At 68.1% G+C, this 24,699-nt stretch carries 24 protein-coding genes; 7 read left to right on the top strand and 17 right to left on the bottom strand.

Features of this window, described 5'->3' with window-relative positions; all coding sequences use genetic code 11:
- Positions 1-35 precede the first annotated feature (35 nt).
- From coaD to EL337_RS09985, 6 genes are read right to left on the bottom strand one after another with little or no spacing between them, the layout of a single operon-like run.
- Positions 36-518, bottom strand: a complete 483-nt coding sequence (coaD, locus tag EL337_RS10010) for a pantetheine-phosphate adenylyltransferase (RefSeq protein ID WP_048630589.1) — start codon at positions 516-518, stop codon at positions 36-38.
- 11 nt (positions 519-529) lie between these two features.
- Positions 530-1,096 carry a 16S rRNA (guanine(966)-N(2))-methyltransferase RsmD gene (gene rsmD / locus EL337_RS10005; protein ID WP_083442943.1) on the bottom strand — a complete coding sequence of 189 codons (567 nt, stop codon included), beginning with the start codon at positions 1,094-1,096 and terminating at the stop codon, positions 530-532.
- A 13-nt stretch (positions 1,097-1,109) separates the two neighbouring features.
- The gene (locus EL337_RS10000; protein WP_048630591.1) at positions 1,110-4,514 is read right to left on the bottom strand and encodes a pyruvate carboxylase; all 3,405 of its coding nucleotides are present in this window, start codon (positions 4,512-4,514) and stop codon (positions 1,110-1,112) included.
- Positions 4,515-4,556: 42 nt separating this feature from the next.
- Entirely contained in the window at positions 4,557-5,192 is a 636-nt protein-coding gene (locus tag EL337_RS09995) for a vitamin K epoxide reductase family protein (RefSeq protein WP_048630592.1), read from the bottom strand.
- The gene (locus tag EL337_RS09990; protein ID WP_048630593.1) at positions 5,189-5,962 is read right to left on the bottom strand and encodes a DsbA family protein; all 774 of its coding nucleotides are present in this window, start codon (positions 5,960-5,962) and stop codon (positions 5,189-5,191) included. The genes EL337_RS09995 and EL337_RS09990 overlap by 4 nt, the downstream gene beginning before the upstream one ends.
- Before the next feature lie 32 nt (positions 5,963-5,994).
- Positions 5,995-7,089, bottom strand: coding sequence for an alpha/beta hydrolase (locus EL337_RS09985; RefSeq protein WP_083442944.1), 1,095 nt, complete (start codon positions 7,087-7,089; stop codon positions 5,995-5,997).
- Between the two features lie 146 nt (positions 7,090-7,235).
- On the opposite strand from EL337_RS09985, the gene EL337_RS09980 reads away from it, so the two are divergent.
- Complete coding sequence (locus tag EL337_RS09980) at positions 7,236-8,078, top strand: aldo/keto reductase (protein WP_048630594.1); 843 nt, start codon at positions 7,236-7,238, stop codon at positions 8,076-8,078.
- 69 nt (positions 8,079-8,147) lie between these two features.
- Here EL337_RS09980 and EL337_RS09975 read toward each other — a convergent pair whose 3' ends face one another.
- The 5 genes from EL337_RS09975 to EL337_RS09955 form a co-directional block, all read right to left on the bottom strand.
- Positions 8,148-8,516 carry a nuclear transport factor 2 family protein gene (locus tag EL337_RS09975; protein WP_048630595.1) on the bottom strand — a complete coding sequence of 123 codons (369 nt, stop codon included), beginning with the start codon at positions 8,514-8,516 and terminating at the stop codon, positions 8,148-8,150.
- A 131-nt stretch (positions 8,517-8,647) separates the two neighbouring features.
- Positions 8,648-9,196 carry a TetR/AcrR family transcriptional regulator gene (locus EL337_RS09970; RefSeq protein WP_083442945.1) on the bottom strand — a complete coding sequence of 183 codons (549 nt, stop codon included), beginning with the start codon at positions 9,194-9,196 and terminating at the stop codon, positions 8,648-8,650.
- Positions 9,197-9,231: 35 nt separating this feature from the next.
- A complete protein-coding gene (locus EL337_RS09965) occupies positions 9,232-9,939 on the bottom strand; it encodes an HNH endonuclease family protein (protein WP_048630597.1) in 708 nt (235 codons plus the stop codon).
- Positions 9,936-12,173: an ATP-dependent DNA helicase RecG gene (recG, locus tag EL337_RS09960; protein WP_048630598.1), complete on the bottom strand. Its 2,238-nt coding sequence runs from the start codon at positions 12,171-12,173 to the stop codon at positions 9,936-9,938. The genes EL337_RS09965 and recG overlap by 4 nt, the downstream gene beginning before the upstream one ends.
- A gap of 2 nt (positions 12,174-12,175) precedes the next feature.
- Positions 12,176-13,825 carry a fatty acid kinase ATP-binding subunit FakA gene (locus EL337_RS09955; RefSeq protein ID WP_048630927.1) on the bottom strand — a complete coding sequence of 550 codons (1,650 nt, stop codon included), beginning with the start codon at positions 13,823-13,825 and terminating at the stop codon, positions 12,176-12,178.
- A gap of 241 nt (positions 13,826-14,066) precedes the next feature.
- On the opposite strand from EL337_RS09955, the gene rpmB reads away from it, so the two are divergent.
- The gene (rpmB, locus tag EL337_RS09950) at positions 14,067-14,261 is read left to right on the top strand and encodes a 50S ribosomal protein L28 (RefSeq protein ID WP_048630599.1); all 195 of its coding nucleotides are present in this window, start codon (positions 14,067-14,069) and stop codon (positions 14,259-14,261) included.
- A 9-nt stretch (positions 14,262-14,270) separates the two neighbouring features.
- On the opposite strand, the gene EL337_RS09945 is transcribed toward rpmB, so the two are convergent.
- Positions 14,271-14,948: a uracil-DNA glycosylase gene (locus EL337_RS09945; RefSeq protein WP_048630600.1), complete on the bottom strand. Its 678-nt coding sequence runs from the start codon at positions 14,946-14,948 to the stop codon at positions 14,271-14,273.
- A gap of 29 nt (positions 14,949-14,977) precedes the next feature.
- On the bottom strand, positions 14,978-15,940 hold the full coding sequence (locus tag EL337_RS09940; RefSeq protein WP_048630601.1) for a thiamine-phosphate kinase: 963 nt from the start codon (positions 15,938-15,940) through the stop codon (positions 14,978-14,980).
- Between the two features lie 75 nt (positions 15,941-16,015).
- Between EL337_RS09940 and EL337_RS09935 the strand changes: the two genes are divergently transcribed.
- The gene (locus EL337_RS09935; RefSeq protein ID WP_048630602.1) at positions 16,016-16,258 is read left to right on the top strand and encodes an Lrp/AsnC ligand binding domain-containing protein; all 243 of its coding nucleotides are present in this window, start codon (positions 16,016-16,018) and stop codon (positions 16,256-16,258) included.
- A 10-nt stretch (positions 16,259-16,268) separates the two neighbouring features.
- Positions 16,269-16,820, top strand: a complete 552-nt coding sequence (locus EL337_RS09930; RefSeq protein ID WP_048630603.1) for a DUF3515 domain-containing protein — start codon at positions 16,269-16,271, stop codon at positions 16,818-16,820.
- Here the strand turns inward: EL337_RS09930 and EL337_RS09925 are convergent.
- From EL337_RS09925 to EL337_RS09915, 3 genes are read right to left on the bottom strand one after another with little or no spacing between them, the layout of a single operon-like run.
- Positions 16,817-17,920: a D-alanine--D-alanine ligase family protein gene (locus EL337_RS09925; protein WP_048630604.1), complete on the bottom strand. Its 1,104-nt coding sequence runs from the start codon at positions 17,918-17,920 to the stop codon at positions 16,817-16,819. The genes EL337_RS09930 and EL337_RS09925 overlap by 4 nt on opposite strands.
- Before the next feature lie 12 nt (positions 17,921-17,932).
- On the bottom strand, positions 17,933-19,045 hold the full coding sequence (locus EL337_RS09920) for a cystathionine gamma-lyase (RefSeq protein WP_048630605.1): 1,113 nt from the start codon (positions 19,043-19,045) through the stop codon (positions 17,933-17,935).
- A 2-nt stretch (positions 19,046-19,047) separates the two neighbouring features.
- Complete coding sequence (locus EL337_RS09915; RefSeq protein WP_232786702.1) at positions 19,048-20,043, bottom strand: NAD(P)H-dependent glycerol-3-phosphate dehydrogenase; 996 nt, start codon at positions 20,041-20,043, stop codon at positions 19,048-19,050.
- 53 nt (positions 20,044-20,096) lie between these two features.
- Here EL337_RS09915 and cofC point away from each other — a divergent pair, with 53 nt between their 5' ends.
- From cofC to mutT1, 3 genes are all read left to right on the top strand, one after another.
- Positions 20,097-20,738: a 2-phospho-L-lactate guanylyltransferase gene (gene cofC, locus EL337_RS09910; protein WP_048630929.1), complete on the top strand. Its 642-nt coding sequence runs from the start codon at positions 20,097-20,099 to the stop codon at positions 20,736-20,738.
- 63 nt (positions 20,739-20,801) lie between these two features.
- Positions 20,802-22,985 (top strand): RNA degradosome polyphosphate kinase, encoded by a 2,184-nt coding sequence (locus tag EL337_RS09905; protein ID WP_048630606.1) that lies wholly within the window; start codon positions 20,802-20,804, stop codon positions 22,983-22,985.
- A gap of 9 nt (positions 22,986-22,994) precedes the next feature.
- Complete coding sequence (mutT1, locus tag EL337_RS09900) at positions 22,995-23,894, top strand: 8-oxo-(d)GTP phosphatase MutT1 (protein WP_370737116.1); 900 nt, start codon at positions 22,995-22,997, stop codon at positions 23,892-23,894.
- An 80-nt stretch (positions 23,895-23,974) separates the two neighbouring features.
- Here mutT1 and EL337_RS09895 read toward each other — a convergent pair whose 3' ends face one another.
- On the bottom strand, positions 23,975-24,649 hold the full coding sequence (locus EL337_RS09895; RefSeq protein ID WP_048630608.1) for an HU family DNA-binding protein: 675 nt from the start codon (positions 24,647-24,649) through the stop codon (positions 23,975-23,977).
- Positions 24,650-24,699 lie beyond the last annotated feature (50 nt).

Here is a 24,699-nt window from a genome sequence, read left to right as displayed (position 1 = left end):
ACTCGGCTACCGGCCCGGTGTGTCGTGGTGAATTGCTAGCCGCGTTCAGCCAGCTTGGTCTTCAGGCGGGCGTTGACGGGGTCGGGCAGCAAGGCCGAGACATCACCGCCGAGCATCGCCACCTCCTTGGCCAGTGACGACGACACGAACGAATATTGCGGCGTCGTGGCGACGAAGAACGTGTCGACGCCCGCGATGTGCTTGTTCATCTGCGCCATCTGCAGCTCGTACTCGAAGTCGGTGCCGGTGCGCAGCCCCTTGACGATCGCGGTGAGCCCGCGTTCCCTGGCGAAATCGACGATGAGACCCCGGCCCGACTCCACGCGCACATTCGGCAGGTGGGTGGTCGACTCCTCGATCAGGGCGATCCGCTCGTCGAGGCTGAACATGCCCGTCTTGTTCGGGTTGACCATGACCGCGATGACGAGCTCGTCGAACTGCGCCGCCGACCGCTCGAAGATGTCGACGTGACCGCGAGTCACCGGATCGAAGGATCCCGGGCACACCGCTCCACTCATGGGGCTCGACGCTAGCAGCGTTCGGCCAGCTCGACGCGGGTGTCCCCGTAGCGGCGCGACTTCCACGCCGACCAGTCCCGCGACCACTCGATTGCGGGGGCCGACGCGGGTCGTTCGACCACGACGACCGTCCCCGGTGCCGTCCACCCGGCCGAACCCAGCGCCGTCAGCAGCTCCGCCACCTGAGCGTCGTCCACCTCGTACGGCGGGTCCGCCAACACCAGGTCCACGGGCCGGCTGGTCCCTGCGGACAGCACCGACGCCACCGCGCCGCGCCGCACCGTGGCACCGCGCACGCCCAGCGCGGCGATGTTCCGCTCGATCACCGCCACTGCCCGCGCGTCGGATTCCACGAAGTGCACGTCCGTCGCACCTCTGGACAACGCCTCCAGGCCGAGCGCACCGGACCCGGCATAGAGATCGAGCACCCTGATGCCGTCGAAGTCGATCCGCGCCGCCAGCACGTTGAACAGGGCTTCCCGCACGCGATCGGTCGTGGGACGGGTGCCTCGTCCGGACTTCTGTTGCGGCACCGCAATTCGGCGCCCGCCCAGAGCTCCGGCGACGATCCGGGTCAGTTGGCTTCCCCGGTCACGAACCGATCACCACCAGTAGGTCGCCACCCTCGACCTGCGCGGTGGCAGACACGGCCACGCGAGAGACTGTGCCCGCCCTGGGCGCGGTGATCGCGGCCTCCATTTTCATCGCTTCGATCGTCGCGATGGTCTGTCCCGCTTCCACCGTGTCGCCTTCGCCGATGCTGACGGTGACGACGCCGGCGAACGGGGCAGCGACGTGGTCGGGATTGGCGCGGTCGGCCTTCTCGGCGGTCGGCACGTCGCTGGCGACGCTGCGGTCGCGCACCACGACGGGCCGCAGCTGGCCGTTGATGATGCACATCACGGTGCGCATACCGCGCTCGTCGGCATCGGAGATCGCCTCAAGGCCGATGAGGAGTTGCACACCGCGCTCCAGGGTCACGCGGTGTTCGTCGCCGTGCCGCAGGCCGTAGAAGAACTGGTTGGCCGACAAACTCGAGGTGTCGCCGTACAGCTCCCGGTGTGCCTCGAATTCCTTTGTGGGACCTGGGAACAACAGCCTGTTCAAGGTAGCCTGCCGCACGGGGCCCGCGTCCTCGAGCGCCGTGGCGTCTTCGGGACTGAGATCCTCCTGCGCCTTCGCGGGCGCGCGCCCACGAAGAGCCTTGGACCGCAACGGCTCCGGCCACCCGCCGGGCGGATCGCCGAGCTCTCCGCGCAGGAACCCGATCACCGAGTCCGGGATGTCGAACCGTTCCGGATCCTCGGCGAACTCGTCGGCCGACACCCCGGCACCCACCAGGGCCAGCGCCAGGTCGCCGACAACCTTGGACGACGGGGTGACCTTCACCAGCCGGCCCAGGATCCGGTCGGCCCCCGCGTAGCTGGCCTCGATCTCCTCGAACCGGTCCCCCAAGCCGAGGGCGATGGCCTGCTGACGCAGATTCGACAGCTGCCCGCCGGGGATCTCGTGGTGATACACCCGGCCGGTCGGGAAAGTAGGACCACTGGCGGCAACATCGAAGGGCGCGTACACCTTTCGCAGCGCTTCCCAATACGGTTCCAGGTCGCACACCGCCGCCAGCGACAGCCCGGTGTCGAACTCGGTGTGCGCGGTGGCCGCGACGATCGAGCTGAGCGCCGGCTGACTGGTGGTGCCCGCCAACGGTGCCGACGCGCCGTCGACGGCACTGGCGCCGGCCTGCCAGGCCGACAGGTAGGTGGCCAACTGACCACCGGGTGTGTCGTGGGTGTGCACGTGCACCGGCAGGTCGAAGCGACTGCGCAGCGCTGTGACCAGCATCGCCGCCGCCTGCGGGCGCAGCAACCCGGCCATGTCCTTGATCGCCAGCACGTGGGCACCCGCATCGACGATCTGCTCCGCGAGCTTGAGGTAGTAGTCCAGCGTGTACAGGTTCTCGCCGGGATCGGAGAGGTCCCCGGTGTAGGACATCGCGACTTCGGCTACCGCCGTGCCTGTTTCACGCACGGCGTCGATCGCCGGCCGCATCGAGTCCACATTGTTCAGCGCGTCGAAGATCCGGTAGATGTCGATACCGGTTGCCGTCGCCTCCTTGACGAACGCCTGGGTGACCGACTCCGGATAAGGGGTGTAGCCGACGGTGTTACGGCCGCGCAGCAGCATCTGCAGACAGATGTTGGGCACGGCTTCGCGCAGTGCGGCCAGCCGCTCCCACGGATCCTCCTTCAGGAACCGCAGAGCCACGTCATACGTTGCGCCGCCCCAACATTCGATGGACAGCAGTTGCGGCGTCATCCGCGCGACATAGGGCGCGACCATCAGCAGACCCGACGTGCGGATGCGGGTCGCCAGCAGCGACTGGTGCGCATCGCGGAACGTGGTGTCGGTGACGCCGACGGATTTCGATTCGCGCATCCACCGGGCGAAGGCCTCCGGACCGACCTCGGAGAGCAGGTGCTTGCTGCCCCGCGGCGGCATGGTGTTCAGGTCGACCTGCGGCAGCTTGTCGTGCGGGTAGACGGTGGAGGGCCGCGGACCGTGCGGCTGGTTCACCGTGACATCGGCGAGGTAGTTCAGGATCTTGGTGCCGCGGTCGGCCGGTGAGCGCGCCGTCAGCAGGTAGGGCCGCTCGTCGATGAACGAGGTGGTGACCCGGCCCGCCCGGAAGTCGGGGTCGTCGATCACAGCCTGCAGGAACGGGATGTTGGTCGACACCCCGCGCACCCGGAACTCGGCCAGGGCCCGGTAAGCGCGCGCCACCGCGGCGGAGAAGTCACGTCCCCGGCAGGTGAGTTTGACCAGCATCGAGTCGAAGTGCGCGCCGATCTCGCCGCCCAGCACCGCGCCGCCGTCCAGCCGGATACCCGCGCCACCCGGTGATCGGTAGGCGGTGATGCGCCCGGTGTCGGGCCGGAAACCGTTGGCGGGGTCTTCGGTGGTGATCCGGCATTGCATCGCCGCCCCGCGGATCACCAGTGCGTCCTGGCTCAACCCGAGGTCGGCGAGCGTCTCCCCCGAGGCGATCCGCATCTGGCTGGCCACCAGGTCGACGTCGGTGATCTCCTCGGTGACCGTGTGCTCGACCTGAATGCGCGGATTGCATTCGATGAACACGTGGTGGCCGCGCTCGTCGAGCAGGAACTCCACGGTGCCCGCACACGTGTAGTCGATCTCCCGCGCGAACGCCACCGCGTCGGCACAGATCTTCTGCCGCAACTCCTCCGGCAGGTTCGGGGCGGGCGCGAGCTCGATGACCTTTTGATGACGGCGCTGCACGCTGCAGTCGCGCTCGAACAGGTGCATCACGTTGCCGTCGGTGTCGGCCAGGATCTGCACCTCGATGTGGCGCGGGTTCAGCACCGCCTGTTCCAGGTACACGGTCGGATCGCCGAACGCCGATTCGGCCTCGCGGCTGGCCGCTTCGATCGCTTCGGCCAGCGCCGCCCGCTCGGCCACCCGGCGCATCCCGCGTCCGCCGCCACCGGAGACCGCCTTGACGAACAGCGGAAATTCCATCGACTCGGCCGCGGCGACCAGCTCGTCGACCGAGGCCGACGGTTCCGAGGACGCCAGTACCGGCAGGCCGGCGGCGCGTGCCGCGGCAATGGCACGGGCCTTGTTCCCGGTGAGCTCCAGGACACCCGCGCTGGGTCCGATGAACGTGATGCCGGTGGCCGCGCACGCGGCGGCGAGTTCGGGATTCTCGGACAGGAAGCCGTAGCCGGGATAGACGGCGTCGGCACCGGCTTCGAGTGCTACCCGGATGATCTCGTCGACCGACAGGTATGCCCGGACCGGATGCCCGACGTCACCGATCTGATACGACTCGTCGGCCTTCAACCTGTGCAGGGAATTGCGGTCCTCGTAGGGATACACCGCGACGGTGGCGATGCCCATCTCGTATGCCGCGCGAAACGCGCGGATCGCGATCTCACCGCGATTGGCGACAAGGACCTTGGATATCCGACCAGCCACGGTTCACCTTAACCTCAGCCGGTACCGACGGTTCCGAGACGGTCAGATGAGTGTCGACCAGTAATTCCAGAAACGCTCGAGGATCAGCAGGAGAACCGCGGTGAACCACAACGTGACCAGCGACCACCGCCAGGTGTGGATCGCCCTGACGACCGCGCTGCCGCTGCGCTGAGGTTGCAGCGCAACGGAGGTGGAGACCACCAGCAGCGGAATCGTGACGGCCCACACCACCATGCAGTACGGGCACAGCGCGCCGATGCGGTACAGACTCTGGAAGATCAGCCAGTGCACGAACACCGCGCCCAGCAGCGTGCCGGCGGCCAGGCCGCCCCAGTACCACCGCGGCAGGTTCACCTTGGCCAGCGCCAGCACACCGGTGACGAGCACCACCGAAAACGACACGATGCCGATCAGCGGGTTGGGAAATCCGAACAGGGACGCCTGCGGAGTGATCATCACCGAACCACAGGAGAGAACCGGATTGATGCTGCACGACGGCACGTAATCCGGGTTGATCAGGATCTCGATCTTCTCGATCGTGAGGGTCAGTGCAGCGGCGAGGCCGACCACCCCGGCGACCAGCACCCACAGCGCGCTGCTGCGCGGCACCACGACCGGCGCGTGCGAGTCAGCCGAGGGATCGGAGTGCTCGGCCGGGCTGGTCGCGGTGACGGTCATGACGCCGGTACGGGCTGGGGTGCGGGAGCGGGCGGTGCGGCCTCCAGACCGGGCACGTCACCGACGATCTCCTTGATCTTGGCGACCAGGGCGTCGGGAGTGCTGTATTGGTACTCCTCGCCGTTGATGCGCACCGTCGGCGTGGACTGGATGCCGGTCGCCGACGCCAGGCCACTGACCATGTCGACGTAGGTGTTGTTGTTGATGCACTCCGGGACTGCGCCCGCGGCGCCCGACTGGCGAGCCACCTCGATCAGCCGGGCGTTGTCGGGATAGGCCGCACCGGTCTCGCTGGGTTGCTGCGCATACAGCGCGGCGTGGAACCGGCGGAACGCGTCGGTCGATTCGTCGGCGACGCAGTATGCGGCGCCACCGGCGCGCGCCGGGTAGTTCTGATTCTGCGGCCGGTCCAGGATCCCGACCATGTAGTAGTCCGCGGCGATCGCGCCTGCGTCGACGAGCTTGCTGATCGTGGGCCCGAACTGCTGCTCGAAGGCGCCACAGTGCGGGCAGAGGAAGTCCTCGTACATGCTCAGGACGGCCTTCGGCTCGTCGGTGCCTTCCTTCTTGATGACACTGGCTGCCTCGACGCGGATGGCCCGCGATTCACCGGCGGTCGGCTTGTCGTCGGCAGACAGCACTATGTAGAGCACCAAACTGACAGCGAAGACGACGACGACAGCGGTCAGACCGATCTGGACGAACAGGTTGCGCTTACGGTCCGCTGCCTTGAGGTCGTATCGCGCGTTCTTCTTGGGTTTGGTGGCCACGGGTCACAGCGTACCGGCGCCGCCGGCCGTCGTTAGCCGGTGCGGGTCAGATGGGCGCGCATCGCCGAGATGACATCGGCGGTGGCGGCCTCGCTGGCACCGCCGAGCGGGAAGAAATTGACGAACCCGTGCACGAGGGATCCGTACTCCCGATAGTCGACCGGGGTGCCCCCGCCGCGCAGGGCCTCCGCGTAGTGCCTGCCCTCGTCGCGGAGCGGATCGAAACCTGCGGTGACCACCAGCGCCGGTGCCAGGCCGGACAGATCGTCGGCCCGCAGCGGGGACACCCGCGGATCGGCGGCATCGACCTGCGCACCGCCGAGGAATCGCTCGCTGAACCAGTCCATGTCGCGCTTGGTCAGGAAGAACCCGCGGGCGAAGAGGTTCTGGGACCGGGTCTGGCCGTGGTAGTCGGTCACCGGATACAGCAGCAGCTGCAGCGCGGGCTGCGGCGTTGCGTCGTCGCGCGCCCGGATGGCCACCAGCGCCGCGAGGTTCCCGCCGGCGCTGTCCCCGCCGACCGCGATGCGCTGCGGATCGGCACCCAGATCGGCGGCGTGCTCGCACGCCCACAGGTACGCGGCATAGGCGTCGTCGGCTCCCGCCGGTGCCTTGTGCTCGGGCGCCAGCCGGTAGTCCACCGACAGCACGTGCACCCGGCCCGACCGGCAGATCTCCCGGCACACGTCGTCGTGGGTGTCGATGCTGCCGATCACCTGCCCGCCGCCGTGGAAGAACACCAGCAGCGGCGCGTGCGCGTCGTCGGTGCGGTAGTGGCGGGCCGTGCGCGGGCCGACGGCCCCGGAGACGGTGATGTCGCTCACCGCCGCTACCGGGATGTGCTTCTTGAAACTGCCGGAGAGCAGCTCCAGCTGGGTGCGCGCGGCGGCGTATTCGTCGTCGGCGACCAGACCGTCGAGCCCCATCAGCTGCTGTCCGGCGAGCATCAGTTGCAAAGTCGGATCCAGGGTGTTGCCGTCGATCGTGATCGATCGACCGCCGAGCAGGAGCCGTTTGATCCGGTCCGGTATGTGCGGCAGGCCCCGCAAAGTCACGCCGGCGACCCGGTTGATCAACACGTCGGCGGAGCGCGGCGGGCGCTGCACCGGCGCAACGGTCTCGGTCACGCGATGCTCCTGTCGCTCCGGTTGCCCTGCGGGCAGACAATCGGCGCCAGCGTACGGCGTGGCGTCACCGCCGATGGTGATTAGGCCGGTATAGGTGGCGGCAATATAGTCATCGCGAGCATTTCCACTTCAGAAAAGAAGGTGACATGACGTCGGCGGCAGCCATCCCCACCGTCACACTCAACGACGACAACACCATGCCGGTGATCGGCCTCGGTGTGGGTGAGTTGTCGGACGCCGAGACCGAGCAGTCGGTCCTGGCCGCGCTGGACGCCGGCTACCGGCTGATCGACACGGCCGCCGCCTACGGCAACGAGGCCGCCGTGGGACAGGCGATCGCCAAGTCCGGCGTGCCCCGCGATGAGCTGTTCGTCACGACGAAGCTGGCGGTCGAGGACCTCGGTTTTCAGGCGTCGCAGAACGCGCTGAAGGCAAGCCTGGAGCGGCTCGGCCTCGACTACGTGGACCTCTACCTCATCCACTGGCCGGGGGCCGACGTCGGCAAGTACGTCGACAGCTTCGGCGGGTTGATGAAGGCCAGGGAAGACGGCAACACCCGCTCGATCGGCGTCTGCAACTCCCACGAGCACCACCTCGATGACCTGATGGCGCTGGCGTTCTTCACGCCGGCCGTGAATCAGATCGAATTGCACCCGCTGCTCAATCAGGCCGCGTTGCGCGCGGTGAATGCCCAGCACGGCATCGTCACCGAGGCCTACGGTCCGCTCGGCGTCGGCGCCCTTCTCGACAATCCGGCGGTCACCGCCGTCGCGCAGGAGCACGGCAAGACTCCCGCGCAGGTCCTCATCAAGTGGAGCCTGCAACTGGGCAACGTCGTCATTCCGCGCTCGTCGTCTCCGGAGCGCATCGTCTCGAACATCGACGTGTTCGGTTTCGAACTCACCGACGAGCAGATGGAATCGCTGAACGGCCTCGACAACGGCACCCGCTTCCGCCCGGATCCCGAGACGTACACCGGCGGTTCCTGAGCGCAGCGCAGGGTCGGCCATACGAACGCCGACGGTGCGGCCGCGGGGTCGCCACCGACTCCGGGGTATTCACTTCGTCGGCGGGATGAGCACCGTCCAGAGTCGACTGATGAGCCCGTCCTCGATCACGGCGGCATCGAACCCCGTCATGACCGCCTGACCACTGCCAGGGTCGAGCAGCTTCCAGGCCAGGTGGGCGAAACCGGGCACCGTGCGCACCGGGCCGTCGGCGGCGAACTCCAGTCCGCCCAGATTACTCTGCAGGCCAACGCATTTGGCTTCCAAGCTGTCCCGTCCGACGACGGTGCCCTCGTCGTCGGTCCAGGCCACATCGGTGGCGTAGGTGCGCTCGATGGCCGCCTGCCGCTTGGTGTCATCTCGTTCGTTGAACACGTCGAGCAGGTTGGCCCGCATCAGATTTTCGATGGGATCCGACATGGGAGTCCTCGCTTTCGCAGTAGAGGTGTCAGTGATGACAGGCCCGGGAACCGGCGGTCCTCATTTTGTAACACAGTTGATAAAACTGTGCTCACGCGCGTCACACCGCGTGGCGAGGGGCATCGGTACCGCTAGCCGCCGCCGGGCCACGCCCGCAACGCCACTGTTGCCGCCGCCCTCAGGGCGGCCGGATCTGCTCCGTCGCGTGCCAGCGAGGACAGCCCGCGCAGCACGATGTCGATGAAGGTCACCATCGGTTCGATGTCGAATTCATCAGCCAGTTCGCCCGCGTCGTACGCGCGCCGCAGTCGCGCCCGGATCGCGGCACGGCCGAGTTCACGTTGCTCGGCCAGCACGGGATCCGAGATCACAAAACACCCGTTGGGGTGCTCGGCGCTGGTGTATTCGCGGACGGCCGAATCGAGAATCCGGGCCAGAACATCCCGCGAGATCGGCTCGTCGGTGTCAGCAACGATGACCGGAGACGATCGCGCGTACTCGGCAACGGCCTCGTCGAACAAGGCCTTCTTGTCGCCGAAGGCGTTGTACAGACTCGGTGCCGAAATACCCATCACGTCGGTGAGGTCGCGCAGCGTCGTCCGCTCGTATCCCTGCTCCCAGAACAGATGCATTGCGCGGACCAATGATTGCGCACGATCGAATTCACGAGGGCGACCCATCAGTCGATTTTATCCGCATCGTTACGAAACCAGGATCAACCCGTCGGGCAGGTAGCAGCCGCCTCCCGCAACACCGGCGCCGACGGCGCATCGACCGGCAGCTGGTAGCCACGCAGGACTTCGATGTACTGCATCGCGTATTGGCAGTGGAACGCAGCGTTCGGAGGCATCCACAACGACGGCTCTTTGTCGCCCTTGTCCTGGTTCGTCGGTCCGTCCACCGCCAGCAGGTTCGCCGGGTCGTTGGCGAAACGTTCCCGCACCTCGTCGGTCCAGTTGCGCGCACCCAGATCCCACGCCAGCGCCAGCGGCACGAGGTGATCGATCTGGACCGAAGCGCCCGTCTGATTTCCCCGCAGGAACGCGACGGTTGCGTTGGTGTACGGATCGCGCAGCGTGCCCGTCGCCACCGCCGTCGGGCACCGGGAGATCGCCACGTAGGTCTTGTCCACCAGGTCCCGATCGAGAATGTCGTTTCGCGTGTCGCACCCGTTGTGACCGCCCGGCGCAGTGGTGTCGTCTGTCCACGACTCACCGAATGCGTCTCTGCGATAATCGTTTCCACGAACGCGGCCGGGGATCTCGGCAATACCTGCGAGCACGTCGACGCCGGGAACGACGGTCGGGACGTCGGCGTCGGCCACGACCTCTGACTGTCCGTGCGACGTCGAGGTCACCTGGTAGGCGACGATCACGGCGAGCATCGCCGCGACGGCCAGCCACAGAGTGTGCGTGCGCGTCACGACATGTCCAGGTACTGGACCCGGTCGGTGTCGGTGAACGGTGCCGAGAGTTCGGCCATTCCAGGATCGAGCGGGTCGGCGTCATAGACGGCTTCGCACAACTCTTTGGCCGCCACGATGATGTCGTAGTGCTCGGCAAGAGACAGGAACCGCAACGTGATCGGCCGGCCGGATTGATGCAGCCCCAGGACATCGCCTTCGCTGCGTTCCCGGAGGTCCAGATCGGCAAGGGCGAAGCCGTCCTGGGTGGCCGCGACCGCGCGAAGCCGCGCTCCGGCTTTCGAGGACTCGGGCAGCTTGGTCACCAACAGGCACAGGCTGGGATGCTCGCCGCGGCCGATCCGCCCGCGGAGTTGATGAAGCTGGCTGATGCCGAAGCGGTCGGCATCCATCACCACCATCGCGGTGGCGTTGGGGACGTCGACACCCACCTCGATCACCGTGGTGCAGATGAGCACGTCGATCTCGCCTGCCCGGAATGACCGCATCACTGCGTCTTTTTCGTCGCCGGAGAGCCGTCCGTGCATGAGGCCGAGCCGTAGTCCGGCAAGCGGTCCGCGTTGCAGCCGCGCGAAGAGTTCGACGACGGTCACCGGCGGCGGGCCTGGATCGTGCGTGTCCTTCTTGGCTTTCTTCACGGCAGGTTTGTCGTCCTCGTCGATCCGGGACGCGACCACGTACGCCTGACGACCCGCGCGCACCTCCTCGACAATGCGCTCCCACGCCCGCTCGAGCCATCTCGGTTGCTGGGTCTGGAAGATCGTGTTGGTGGTGATCGGCTGACGACCGCGGGGCAGCTCGCGCAACGTGGAGGTCTCCAGGTCTCCGTACGTCGTCAACGCCACCGTCCTGGGGATGGGCGTCGCCGTCATGACCAGCAGGTGCGGGGTGACACCGTCAGGAGCCTTGGCCCGCAACCGGTCTCGCTGCTCGACTCCGAACCGGTGCTGTTCGTCGACCACCACCATGCCCAGTCGGTCGAACTCCACGGTGTCCTGCAGCAGCGCATGCGTGCCGATCACGATGCCCGCCGCGCCGGAGGCGACCTCCCGTCGCACATCACGTTTCTGCTGTGCCGTCATCGAGCCCGTCAGCAGCGCGACTCGCGTTCCGTGGTCGGCCCCGCCGAGTTCCCCTGCGCTCGCCAAGGGCCCGAGCATCGCCCTTATCGACAGATCATGTTGTGCAGCAAGAACTTCCGTGGGAGCCAGCAGTGCGCACTGATAGCCCGCATCCACCATCTGCAACATGGCCAGCAGCGAGACCACGGTCTTGCCGGAGCCCACCTCACCCTGCAACATCCGGTTCATCGGCCGCGTCGCGGTGAGCTCGGTCGAGATGACCTCGAGCACCTCCTTCTGCCCCGCGGTCAGGTCGAACGGCAGCTGCTGCGCCATCTCGGCAGCCAGACCGTCGTCCCGGGGCAGCGCCGGGGGGCCGGATTCGCTGAGCTCGCCGTGCCGGCGCACCACCAGACCCCACTGCACCCCGGCCGCTTCGTCGAACGTCAGGCGCTCGATGGCCCGAGCGCGATCTTCCTTGTTGTCGCTGACGTGAACCGCACGCAGCGCCTGGTCCTCGGACATCAGATTGTGTTCACGCACAAACCAATCCGGCAGGGTCTCCGCGATGGGATCCAGCACGGCCAACATCTGGCGGATGCACGCGTAGATCTCCCAGGTCTGGATCTTCGCGGCGGCCGGGTAGATCGGGAAGTAGTCCTTCTCGAACTCGGCGAGCAGATCGTCGCCGGTGGCGGTGGATGTCGCGGCGATGGCCGTCAGCGACTTGGTGCCGACGTTCTTACCGCCCGCGGCACCGAGCACCATGAACGCCGGGTGCGTCAGCTGCATCACGCCCCGGAAGTAGCCGACCTCGCCCGACAGCATCACCTTGGCGCCTTCGACCAGGCTCCTCTTCAGGAACTTGGCATTGAAGAACGTCGCCGTCACCTTCGGCCGCCGATCCCGCAGCGTGACAACGAGGAACTCACGCCGCGGCTGGCGATTGGTGTATCTCAGGTCGGCCTTCTCGATGACATCGACGAACGTGACGTGTTCGCCCTCCTCGAGGTCGAGCTCCTCCCCTTCGCCGCGCACGGTCATCGCATCGCTGTACTTGCGGGGGAAGTAGCGCACGAGGTCGTTGACCGTGCGAATGCCGAGATACTCCTCGAGGTCTGCGGCGGCCTTCTTCCCGAGCACGAAGTCCAGCCGGTCACCGAGTGTCGCCACGGTCACTCCACCCCGATGAGCACCGCGTCCCCGCGGTGCCCGGTGTGGAATGTGACAACTTCGGCGCCGATGTGGTGGCGGTGGACGTGGTCGACGAGCGCCTGTCCGACTTCCGGAGCCTCGTCGCCGGTGAGGACCGTGACCAGTTCACCGCCGGCAGCCAGCAGCAGGTCGATCAACCCCGCGCCTGCCGCGACGACGCCGTCACCGACGATCACCACCTCGTCGCCGGCGATGCCGAGGCCGTCGCCGGGCTTGCAGGTGCCCGCCCACGTCAACGCCTCCTCGGCGGCCACCCGCACCGCACCGTGCCGAGCGCCCGCCGCGGCCCTGGCCATGGTGTAGCCGTCGTCGACCAGCCGACGGTCAGCGTCGTGCACGGCGAGCGCGGCCAGGCCCTGCACCATCGACGCGGTGGGTACCGGCACCAAGTCGATCCCCCAGTCAGAGGCGACCGCGCAGCCGGCGACGATCTCCTCGGCCGCGACATAGCCGTTGGGCAGCACCATCACCTGCGCGGCTCCGGTCTTGACCAGTGCGTGCAGCAGATGCTGGGCGCTGATCGGCACGTCGGGCTCGACGCGCAGGACCGAGGCGCCCTCGCCGGCGAACAGACCTTCGGCGCCGTCGCCGTCGACCACGGCGAGCACGGCCCGTTCTCTGCTCCAGCTGCCTGCGGGAAGCCGATCGGCGCCGCCGCGCAGGGAGGTGATCTGAATGCGGCTCGGAACGCCGACCGCCAGGCCGGCCTCGACCGCGGCCCCCGCGTCGTCGGCATGGACGTGAACCGAGTAGTGGCCTGCCCCGGCCTGACCGGTGTCCCCGAAGCCCGAGGCGGCGATCGCGACCGAGTCGCCCAGCTCTTCCAGGCGGACCCGCAGTGTTTCGACGCTGTCGACGTCGCACTCGCTGAGCAGGTACATCACCTCGAAGCTCGGTGACTGCCGCGCGGCGGGCCGCGGCGCGGGCTCCTCGGCGGGCCGCCGGTACACCGCGCGGGCCGGGGAGTGCCCGGTCAGCGTCGCACCGAGCGCGTCCAGCAGCACGAGGAGTCCCCGGCCACCTGCGTCGACGACGCCGGCGTCGGCCAGCACGTCGAGCTGGGCGGTGGTGCGGTCCAGAGCTGCCGCCGCGGCCTGTGCGCTCGCGGTGACCACCTCGGACAGTTCAGCCCGTTCATCAGCCGCCTCCTCGGCGGCGGCGGCCGCGTCGTGGAGAACGGACACGATGGTGCCAGGCACGGCTTCACCCATGGACGTGACGACGAGCGTCACCGCATGCCGCAGCGCGGTACCCAACAGCGCCCCGCTGATGTCGGCCAGTACTCCGTCGCGGTCGTCGGCTGCGGCGGCGGTGACCTCGGCGATGGCGCGCAGGATCTGGGACAGGATCACCCCCGAGTTGCCCCTGGCGCCGCGCAGCGCTCCGTCCGCCAGCGCCGCGGCGACGGCGGTGACGTCGTCGACGGCTTCGCAGGCGTCGGCCTGCGCCCACGCCGCGCGCATCGTGAACAGCATGTTGGTGCCGGTGTCGGCGTCGGCGACGGGGAAGACGTTGAGTTGGTTGATCTCGTCGGTGTGGTTGATCAGCTCAGCGACCGCGGCGTGCGCCCAGCGCCGCAGGGTCGACGCATCGAGCCGCCGAACCGACATTCCACCTCCACCTGCACGCGGCGCGGCCGTGCCCACCTGCACTGCTGCCGCCGTCGGCGTCAGCCTAGTCAGTCACACGGACATCGCCGAAGGCCGCTGCACCCGGCCTGTGGACAGCGGCGACGGCGCATTTTTGGTGATCCTCGCACCGGCCGGTATTCTGATCGGGTTGTCGGGTCGAGCTGCCGTCACGGTGGCCGAAGACCCAGACCCCCACGTACTGATTCGAGGAGTTTCAACTATGGCTGCCGTGTGCGAGATCTGCGGGAAGGGCCCCGGCTTCGGCAAGTCGGTGTCGCACTCCCATCGCCGGACCAGCCGCCGGTGGAACCCGAACATCCAGAGCGTGCGCGCAGTGTCCAGCCCGGGCGGCAACAAGCAGCGCGTGAACGTCTGCACGTCGTGCCTGAAGGCCGGCAAGGTCAGCCGCGGCTAGAGGCACGCTCTAGGGCAGGCGCCAGTCCACCGGGTCTGCACCCATCTGCGTCAGCAGCTCGTTCGCGCGGCTGAACGGCCGCGAGCCGAAGAAACCGCGTGACGCCGACAACGGCGACGGATGCGCGGATTCGATGACCGCGGTATCCCCCAGCATCGGTTTGAGCGTCGACGCATCCCTGCCCCACAGCACCGCCACCATCGGCTGCTGCCGGGCCACCAGGGCGCGGATCGCGCATTCGGTGACGGCTTCCCACCCCTTGCCTCGGTGTGAGGCAGGTGTACCCGGACGCACGGTGAGCACTCTGTTCAGCAGCATCACGCCCTGCTCGCACCACGGCGTCAGGTCGCCGGTCGACGGTGCCGGGTGGCCCAGGTCTTCCCGGTACTCCTTGAAGATGTTGTCGAGACTGCGCGGCAGCGGGCGCACGTCGGGCGCCACCGAGAAACTCAGACCCACCGCGTGACCCGGCGTCGGGTAGGGATCCTGGCCGACGATGAGCACCCGCACCTTCTCCAGCGGGAACGTGAACGCGCGCAACACGTTCGGGCCGGCGGGCAGATAGCGGTGGCCGGCGGCCAGTTCCGCGCGCAGAAACTCGCCCATCTGCGTCACCTGTGATTCGACCGGCGCGAGCGCCGAAGCCCAGCCGTCGTCGACCAATTCGTTGAGAGCGCGTGCAGTCACGAGAGGCCAACATAGCGGGTCGCCGGCGCTCAGAACGACTGCCAACCCGCCGTGCCGCGCCACACCGCACCGCCGACGGTGACCCGGTAGGGCCCGTCACCTGCGCTGACGAGCCCGATCACACGCCAGCCCGAGGGCGGCTCGCCGGGGAATGTCGCCACGAGTGCATGGTCTTCCCCACCACCGAGCACCCACTGCGCCGGATCGGCGCCGACGTCTGCCGCGGCGCCGGCGACCGCGTCGATGTCGGCGGACAGACCGTCGACGGAGAGGTCGATGTGCACACCCGAGGCAGAGGCGATGTGGCCGAGATCGGCCAGCAGCCCGTCGGAGACGTCCGTCATCGCGGTGGCGCCCGCGCGAGCGGCAGCCTCACCTTGACCGTACGGCGGATCGGGGACGAGATGCCTGCGGCGCAGCGCGTCGTGTCCGCCGATTCCGTTCTGCCACAGGAGCAGTCCCGCTGCGGAACGCCCGAGTTCGCCCGCGACGGCCACCACGTCACCGGCGCCGGCTCCGCTGCGGAGCACCGGCGCGCGCCCACCGAGGTCGCCGAGCGCGGCGACCGAGATCACCCACTGCGGTGCCGCCACCATGTCACCGCCCACGATGCCCGCGCCCATCAGACCGGCCTCGTGCCACATCCCGTCGGCGAGTTCGACGGCACGGTCGGCCTCGGTGTCGCCCGGCGCACCGAACGCGACGACGAAGGCGGTGGAGCGGCCGCCCATCGCCTCGATGTCTGCCGCGTTCTGCGCGATGGCCTTTCGTCCGACGTCGTGGGGCGAGGACCAGTCCAGCCGGAAGTGCCGGCCCTCGACGAGCATGTCGGTGCACACCACCGTTCTGCCGTCGACGGCCGTGACGACGGCCGCGTCGTCGCCGGGACCGAGAGTGACGACCGGCGGCTGGCGGCGACCGGCCACCAACCGGTCGATGACAGCGAATTCGCCTACGCCAGACAGCGTGCTGTCGGCGTGATCGCCCGCCATGTCAGCTCCTCGGGTCTGCGGTACGTTTGGTCCCTGCGGCGTGGAGTCTATGCAGCCAGATGGAGGGATTTCGGCGTGGTCGAGGCTTTCGTTCTCATCCAGACCGAGGTCGGTCGCGCCGAAGTGATCGCCAAGCAACTCGCGGGCCTGTCCGGCGTGCTGTCGTCGGAGTACGTGACGGGCCCGTACGACGTCGTCGTGCGCGTGGGCGCCGAGTCGCTCACCGAGCTTCAGTCGACTGTGGTGCCCAGCGTGCAGCAGGTGACCGGGATCACCCGCACCCTCACCTGTCCTATCGCCGGTGGAGTCGCGCCCTAGAGTTCTGCCTGTGAACAGTCAGACCGACGACGGTCCTCCGCGGGTGGCGCTGATCGCTGCGCTCGTCATCGCGGTCGGTGCTGTCATCGTCGTGCTGGTCGTGGCTGCGATGCTGCAACGCTCACCCACGATGGAGCCCGTCGCGATCACCGAGGTGCCTGCGCCGGCCGCCGACAGCGCCGATTGCCGGGCACTGATCGATGCGCTTCCCGACCAGCTCGGGGACTACCGGCGCGCCGCGGTGCGCAACCCTGCCCCGGCGGGCGCGGCCGCATGGCAGCCCGAGGAGCCCGGCGGCGAAGCCCTCATCCTGCGCTGCGGACTGGACCGTCCGTCGGAGTTCGTGGTCGGGGCGCCGGTGCAGGTGGTCGATGCGGTCCAGTGGTTCCAGATCCAGGACGAGGCGGGTGGGGACCGCAGCACGTGGTTCGCCGTCGACCGACCGGTCTACGTCGCACTGACCCTGCCGCCGGGAACCGGGCCCGCACCCATTCAGGGGATCTCGTCGGCGATCGCGGCGGCTCTGCCGTCGCGGCCTGTCGACCCGGGGCCGGTCGGCTAGCGCAGGCCGGTGCCGCGGGCGACGGCGGTCTCGACCATCGTCGCCAGCAGGGTCGGGTAATCGATACCGGTCGCGGCCCACATCCGGGGGTACATCGAGATGGTCGTGAACCCGGGCATGGTGTTGATCTCGTTGATCACCGGCCCGTCCTCGGTGAGGAAGAAGTCGACCCGAGCCAACCCCTGGCAGTCGATGGCGTCGAAGGCGCGGATCGCCAGACCCCGGACGGCCGCCGCGACGTCGTCGTCGACCTTGGCGGGAACATCGAGTTCCGCGGCGTCCTCGAGATACTTCGTCTCGAAATCGTAGAAGCCGTCTTCGCGACCACGCACTCCGGCGACGCGGATCTCACCGACGGTGCTCGCCTCGAGATGGCCGTCGGGGAATTCCAGCACGCCGCACTCCAGTTCGCGTCCCGGTATCCCCGCCTCGACGATGACCTTGGGGTCGTGGCGCCGGGCCAGATCGATGGCAGCCTGCAGCTGATCCCAGCTGGTGACGCGGCTGACGCCGATCGACGAGCCGCCGCGAGCGGGTTTGACGAACACCGGAAGGCCGAGACGTTCCCGGTCGTCCAGTGACAGGGTGCTGTCCCGAGGACGGAGCACCGCATGGTCACCGATCGGCAGACCCGCTGCGACCAGCAGCTTCTTGGTGAACTCCTTGTCCATGCCCGCGGCGCTGGCCAGCACGCCTGCGCCCACGTAGGGAACACCGGCGAGCTCGAGGAGGCCCTGGATGGTGCCGTCCTCGCCATAGGGGCCGTGCAGCACCGGGAACACCACGTCGACCGCGGCCAGCACCTCGCCCGCGGCGTCGCCCAGCGACACCAGCTGGCCCCGTCGCGCCGGGTCGGCGGCCAGCGCCAGCTCGGTGCCCGCCGATCCGCTGACCGCGGGCAGGGTGCCGTCGGTGATGGCCAGCGTCTCCGGCCGCCCGTCGGTGAGCACCCACGAACCCTCGGGCGAAATACCTACGGCGACCACCTCGAATCGGTCCGGATCGAGGTTGCGCAGGATGCTGCCTGCGGAAACACACGAGATCGCGTGTTCGGAGCTGCGCCCGCCGTAGACGACGGCGACGCGGATGCGGGGACTCACAACCTAGAGAGGCTACCGGCCGGCGATATCGAGAGCCTGCCCGATATCGCCGAGCAGGTCGTCGGTGTCCTCGATGCCCAGCGAGATCCGTGCGAACCCGTCGGGAACGGGGTCCCCCCACCGGGCCCTGCGGTCGACCGAGCTGTGGATGCCGCCGAAACTGGTGGACCCGACCAGCAGCGCGCTGTTGCCGACCAGGTCGTGCACCACGTCAGCACCGGCCAGCTCGACCGAGACGATCCCGCCGAAGCGCCGCATCTGCCGCGAGGCGATGTCATAGGACGGGTCCTCGGGCAGGCCCGGATACCGCACCGACTTCACGGCCGGGTGGGAACGCAGCATCAGCGCCACCGCCGCCGCGTTCTGGCACTGCTGCCCGAATCGCAGCCCGAAGGTGCCGAGGCTGCGCAGGATGAGCCACGCTTCGAACGGTCCCAGAATCGGTCCGGCGAGCAGCCTCTCCCGTTGCACCCGGGCGAGCATCTCGGGATGGCTGCCCGCGACATAGCCGGCCAGGACGTCGTGGTGTCCCGCGAGCGCTTTGGTGGCGCTGGCCACGACGAGATCGGCGCCCAGCGACAGCGGTTGTTGGCCCAGCGGAGTGGCGGTGGTGTTGTCGACGAGCAACGTCGTCCGGCGTGACCGGCACGTCATCGCCAGCTGGTGCAGGTCGACGACGTCGAGACCGGGATTCGACGGTGTCTCCGCGAGCACAACGTCGGCGTCGCGGGCGGCATCGCACATGTCGGCGCACCGCGCCTCGACGACGGTCACGCCACGGGGGGCGAGGAATTCTCGTGCGTACGTCCGCACCTGGTAGTAGCCGTCGGCGGGGACCACCAGGGTCTGCCCCGGTTTGGTCACCACCCGCAGCGCGGCGGTGATAGCCGCCATTCCGGACCCGAACACCAGCGCGGCGGCGGCTCCTTCGAGCTGCGCGATGGCCGACTCCAGTTGCCGCCAGGTCGGATTGGACATGCGACCGTAGACGTCCAGGGAATCGTCTTCGTCAGGGGGAAGGTGGTACGCGGCGGCCGGGACCGGCGTCGGCGCCACCGGACTTCCCGGAACAGGTTCGGAGTCAACGGCTTTGACACTTCGCGTGGAATCCCCGTAGCTGCCCATCGTCACTCCGGCTTGGTGGTCCGGCCGAGGAGCAGGGCCACCGCGTCATCGACCGACAGGCCCCGGTGGCACACCCGGTGCACCGCCTCGGTGAGCGGCATCTCGACGTCGTAGCTGGACGCCAGCGCGAGCACCGACCGACACGACGTGACGCCTTCGGCGACGTGACCCCCCGTGGCATCCAGTGCGGCCTGCATGGTGCCGCCGCGGCCCAGACGCTCACCGAAGGACCGGTTGCGCGACTGCGGCGAGGTGCAGGTTGCCACCAGGTCGCCGATGCCCGCGAGTCCGGCCAGTGTCGCGGGCTTGGCGCCCAACGCAATTCCCAGCCGCATGATCTCGGCCAGTCCCCTGGTGATGATGGCCGCCGCGGTGTTCTCGCCGAGCCCGACGCCTGCGGCCATTCCGGTGGCGAGGGCGATGACGTTCTTGCACGCTCCCCCGACCTCGGCACCGGTCACGTCGGAGTTGGTGTACGGCCGGAAGTACCCGGTGGCCAGTGCGCGCTGCAGTGTCACGGCCCGGCCGGAGTCGGTGCAGGCGACGACGGTGGCGGCCGGCTGCTCCTCGCCGATCTCGCGGGCCAGGTTGGGGCCGGTGACGACGGCGATCCGGCCCGGGTCGGCGCCGGTGACCTGTGCGATGACCTGACTCATGCGCAGCAGGGTGTCCAACTCGATGCCCTTGGCCAGGCTGACGAGCGAGGCGTCGGCACCGAGGTGGCCCTTCCACAGTTCCAGGTTGGTCCGCAGCGTCTGCGACGGCACCGCGAGCAGCACCGTGCACGCTCCGTGCAGCGCTTCGGCGTAGTCACCGGTGGCGCGGATGGATGCGGGCAACTCGGCGTCCAGATAGCCCGCGTTGCGGTGGGTGCGGTTGATCTCGTCGGCCAGTTCGGGCCTGCGCGTCCACAGCGTGACGCTGTTACCGGCGTCTGCCAATACTTTCGCCAGGGCCGTCCCCCACGCCCCGGCACCCATCACCGCCGCCTCAACCACGGCTTCAGCCTAGCCGGGAATAATCGGCTGGCAGTATGGCGCTCGTGAGCGGCATGGACAACAAGACCACCGACGTTGCGTTGGTGATCGCGGTCAAGCGGCTCACCGCGGCCAAGACACGGTTGGCGCCGGTGCTTTCGGCAGCGACGCGGGAGAACGTCGTGCTGGCCATGCTGGTCGACACGATCACCGCCGCGACGGCCGTACCGGCTTTGCGGTCGGTGCTCGTGGTCACCCCCGACGAGGATGCCGCGGCCGCCGCCAGATCTCTGGGCGCACGCACACTCCTGGACCCGACGCCGGCGGACCACCCCGACCCACTCAACAACGCCCTCACCGCCGCCGAGGCGCTCGCCCGCCGCGAGTGCGCGAATGTCGTTGCGCTGCAGGGCGATCTGCCCGCCCTGCAGCCTCACGAACTCGCCGACGCGATCATGGCGGCGCGGGCGCACCGTCGCAGTTTCGTCACCGATCGGCACGGTACAGGCACCGCGGCGCTGTTCTCCTTCGGCGTGCCGCTCGACCCGCGTTTCGGGACCGACTCCGCGCAAAGGCATCGACGGTCCGGGGCGGTCGAGCTCACCGGCGCCTGGCCGGGCCTGCGCTCGGACATCGACACCCCCGACGATCTCGACTTCGCCCGCGGCCTCGGCGTGGGTCCGGCGACGGCGCGCGCCATCAGCAATACGCGATGAATTCCTCGCCGGTTGGCCCATCTCGGTGGCAGGAGCACCCGCGGATAGGGAATCATCGGAGCAATGACCGAAGCCCAGACCCGACCTGACCAGACGGAGGCGGCGGAGACGGCGTCACCACCGGCGATCACCGGGGTGGGAGATTCGGCACCGGAGGCGCCGCCCGCCACCACGCCTCCCACCGTCGAGAACCCGCTTCCCGAGGATCGTTACCTCAACCGCGAGCTCAGTTGGCTCGACTTCAACGCGAGAGTGCTGGCGCTCGCCGCCGACCCGTCACTACCGCTTCTGGAACGCGCGAAATTCCTCGCGATCTTCGCGTCGAACCTCGACGAGTTCTACATGGTTCGGGTCGCCGGGCTGAAACGGCGCGACGAGATGGGACTGTCCGTGCGCTCCGCCGACGGTCTGTCGCCGCGCGAGCAGCTTCGGCGCATCAGCGAGCGCACCCAGCAGATCGCCAGCAGGCACTCTCACGTCTTCCTCGATTCGGTCCGTCCCGCCCTCGCCGACGAAGGCATCGTCATCGTCACATGGGCCGAACTCGACGAGGCCGAGCGCGGAAAGTTGTCCACCTATTTCCACGAGCAGGTGTTCCCGGTTCTGACGCCGCTGGCCGTCGATCCCGCGCATCCGTTCCCGTTCGTGAGCGGTCTGAGCCTCAACCTGGCGATCACCGTCAAGCATCCCGACGACGGCGGCCAGCACTTCGCCCGAATCAAGGTGCCCGACAACGTCGACCGCTTCGTGGAGCTGCCTGCGCGCGACGACTCCCCCGGCGTCGTCCGGTTCCTGCCCATGGAGGAATTCATCGCCGCATTCCTGCCGGTGCTGTTCCCGGGTCTGGAAATCGTGGAGCACCATGCCTTCCGGATCACCCGCAACGCGGACTTCGAGGTCGAGGAGGACCGCGACGAGGATCTGCTGCAGGCACTGGAGCGTGAGCTGGCCCGTCGGCGTTTCGGCTCGCCGGTGCGGCTGGAGGTCTCCGACGACATGACCGAGAGCATGCTCGAGTTGCTGCTGCGCGAGCTCGACGTCGCGCCCGGCGATGTGGTCGAAGTGTCGGGGCTGCTGGATCTCTCGTCGCTGTGGCAGATCTACGGCGTGGACCGGCCCGCGCTCAAGGACCCGCCGTTCGTGCCTGCGACCCCGTCGGCGTTCGGTGAACGCGAGACGCCCAAGAGCATTTTCTCCGCGCTGCGCGACGGCGACGTCCTCGTCCACCATCCCTACGATTCGTTCTCCACGACCGTCCAGCGGTTCATCGAGCAGGCGGCCGCAGATCCCAATGTGTTGGCGATCAAACAAACCCTGTACCGCACTTCGGGCGACTCGCCGATCGTCAACGCGCTCATCGACGCGGCCGAGGCGGGCAAGCAGGTGGTCGCCCTCGTCGAGATCAAGGCCCGGTTCGACGAGCAGGCGAACATCAAATGGGCGCGCGCTCTCGAACAAGCCGGCGTGCACGTGGTCTACGGGCTCATCGGTCTGAAGACACATTGCAAGACCTGTCTGGTGGTGCGGCGCGAAGGGTCCACCATCCGCCGCTACTGCCATATCGGAACGGGCAACTACAACCCCAAGACCGCGCGGCTCTACGAGGACATCGGTCTGCTGACGGCGGCTCCCGATATCGGGGCCGACCTCACCGATCTGTTCAATTCCCTGACCGGATACTCCCGTAAGCAGTCCTACCGCAACCTGCTGGTGGCGCCGTACGGAGTGCGCAGAGGCATCGTCGAGCGGATCGAACGCGAGATCGCCGCGACCCGCGACGGCGCGGAGGGCCGAATCCGGCTGAAGGCCAATGCTTTGGTCGACGAGCAGGTCATCGATGCGCTCTACCGAGCATCCCAGGCCGGGGTGCGGGTCGAGGTCGTGGTCCGCGGCATCTGCGCGCTGCGCCCCGGGGAGCCCGGCTTCTCGGAGAACATCGTGGTCCGATCCATCCTCGGCCGCTTCCTCGAGCATTCACGGATCATTCACTTCCGCGCCATCGACGAATACTGGATCGGCAGCGCCGACATGATGCATCGTAATCTTGACCGGCGCGTGGAAGTGATGGCACAGGTTAAGGATCCGCGATTGACCACCCAACTCAACGACATCTTCGAATCGGCTGCCGACCCCCGCACCCGGTGCTGGGAACTCGGCAGCGACGGACACTGGACCGCACTGCCCCAGGAGGGGCACACCGTGCGGGATCACCAGATGTCGCTGATGGATCGACACCGGCATCCGTAACCGACCGTGGTGAAGACGCCGTCGATACTGGCAGCCGGCGCCGTATTGTGGCGCCCAGATGAGCACACCGGCGCACCCGAGATCGCGATTGTCCATCGCCCTCGCTATGACGACTGGTCACTGCCCAAGGGCAAGGTCGATCCCGGAGAGACCGAGCCCGTGACCGCCGTCCGCGAAATCGCGGAGGAGACAGGGTTCCACGCACAGCTCGGGCGCCGCCTCCCCACGGTGACCTATTCGGTGGACGACAGTAAGAAGCAGGTGAGGTACTGGGCGGCACGCTGCGTCGGCGGACAGTTCGGCGCCAACGATGAAGTCGACGACCTCAAGTGGCTGCCACCGGCGGAGGCGATGAGCGAGCTGGTCTATCCCCACGATCGCAAGATCGTGCGCCGCTTCCTCAAGCACCCCGCCGACACCAAGACCGTCCTCATCGTTCGCCACGGCACCGCGGGAAGTAAGTCGCGATATCGCGGCGACGACCGAAAGCGGCCCCTGGACAAGCGCGGACGGGCGCAGGCGGAGTCGCTCGTGGGTCAGCTGCTCGCCTTCGGCGCCCATGAACTGTTCGCCGCATCGCGGGATCGTTGCCACCAGACGCTGGAGCCGCTTGCCGAGGAACTCGGGGCGGTGATCGAAGACGAGCCTGGGCTGACCGAGGAGGCCTACGCCGAGGACCGCAAGGCCGCCCGCCTCCGCATGCTCGACATTGTCGAGAAGTCGCACAGCCCCGTCATCTGCAGTCAGGGGAAGGTGATTCCCGACTTCATCGACTGGTGGTGCGAACGCGAGGGAGTTCGCCCGGACAAGTCACGCAACCGCAAGGGCAGCACATGGGTGATGTCGCTGCACGACGGCCGGCTGATCGCGGCCGACCACATCAGCAGCCCGCTACCGCCGACGAAGTGACGGGCGCCCGGATCAGGCGCCCAGACAGCACAATTACGCCGCGGATCGAAAGATCCGCGGCGTAACTGCGTAAAACTGATCTACTTGCGACCGCGCTTGGCCGGAGCGGCCTTCTTGGCCGGAGCCTTCTTCGCGGGAGCAGCCTTCTTGGCCGGAGCCTTGGTGGCCGCCTTCTTGGCAGGAGCGGCCTTCTTCGCCGGAGCCGCCTTCTTGGCCGGAGCCGCCTTCTTGGCCGGAGCCGCCTTCTTGGCCGGAGCCGCCTTCTTCGCGGGAGCGGCCTTCTTGGCCGGAGCCGCCTTCTTCGCAGGAGCGGCCTTCTTCGCAGGAGCCGCCTTCTTCGCCGGAGCCGCCTTCTTCGCAGGAGCCGCCTTCTTCGCAGGAGCCGCCTTCTTGGCCGGAGCCTTCTTGGCTGCCTTGCGGGCGGTGCTCGCAGCCGCGACGCCGCGCTTGACCGCGGGCCCGTCCGCCGGAAGCTTCTGTGCGCCTGAGACAACGGCCTTGAACTGAGCGCCGGGGCGGAAGGCAGGCACAGAGGTGGGCTTGACCTTCACCGTCTCGCCGGTCCGCGGGTTACGTGCCACGCGGGCGGCACGGCGACGCTGCTCGAATACCCCGAAGCCGGTGATGGTGACGCTCTCACCCTTGTGCACCGCGCGGACGATGGTGTCGACGACGTTCTCCACCGCGGCAGTAGCTTGCCGACGATCCGAACCCAGCTTCTCCGTGAGTACGTCGATGAGCTCTGCTTTGTTCATGCAAAACCTCCGAAACAAGTGGTCCACTTTGAACCGACTAGTGGACACGG

The organism is Mycolicibacterium aurum, assembly GCF_900637195.1.
Taxonomy (GTDB): domain Bacteria; phylum Actinomycetota; class Actinomycetes; order Mycobacteriales; family Mycobacteriaceae; genus Mycobacterium; species Mycobacterium aurum.
Note: the sequence above shows the minus strand (reverse complement) of the source record. Positions and strands in the feature narration are given on the sequence as shown.

Excerpts from the sequence above, each read along its gene's own strand:
- rpmB (WP_048630599.1), top strand. The coding sequence starts at position 14,067 with ATGGCTGCCGTGTGCGAGATCTGCGGGAAGGGCCCCGGCTTCGGCAAG.
- EL337_RS09970 (WP_083442945.1), bottom strand. The coding sequence starts at position 9,196 with ATGGGTCGCCCTCGTGAATTCGATCGTGCGCAATCATTGGTCCGCGCA.
- EL337_RS09955 (WP_048630927.1), bottom strand. The coding sequence starts at position 13,825 with ATGTCGGTTCGGCGGCTCGATGCGTCGACCCTGCGGCGCTGGGCGCAC.
- EL337_RS09975 (WP_048630595.1), bottom strand. The coding sequence starts at position 8,516 with ATGTCGGATCCCATCGAAAATCTGATGCGGGCCAACCTGCTCGACGTG.
- cofC (WP_048630929.1), top strand. The coding sequence starts at position 20,097 with ATGGACAACAAGACCACCGACGTTGCGTTGGTGATCGCGGTCAAGCGG.
- EL337_RS09905 (WP_048630606.1), top strand. The coding sequence starts at position 20,802 with ATGACCGAAGCCCAGACCCGACCTGACCAGACGGAGGCGGCGGAGACG.
- EL337_RS09940 (WP_048630601.1), bottom strand. The coding sequence starts at position 15,940 with ATGGCGGGCGATCACGCCGACAGCACGCTGTCTGGCGTAGGCGAATTC.
- coaD (WP_048630589.1), bottom strand. The coding sequence starts at position 518 with ATGAGTGGAGCGGTGTGCCCGGGATCCTTCGATCCGGTGACTCGCGGT.
- EL337_RS09980 (WP_048630594.1), top strand. The coding sequence starts at position 7,236 with ATGACGTCGGCGGCAGCCATCCCCACCGTCACACTCAACGACGACAAC.
- EL337_RS09920 (WP_048630605.1), bottom strand. The coding sequence starts at position 19,045 with ATGGGCAGCTACGGGGATTCCACGCGAAGTGTCAAAGCCGTTGACTCC.
- EL337_RS09995 (WP_048630592.1), bottom strand. The coding sequence starts at position 5,192 with ATGACCGTCACCGCGACCAGCCCGGCCGAGCACTCCGATCCCTCGGCT.
- EL337_RS09895 (WP_048630608.1), bottom strand. The coding sequence starts at position 24,649 with ATGAACAAAGCAGAGCTCATCGACGTACTCACGGAGAAGCTGGGTTCG.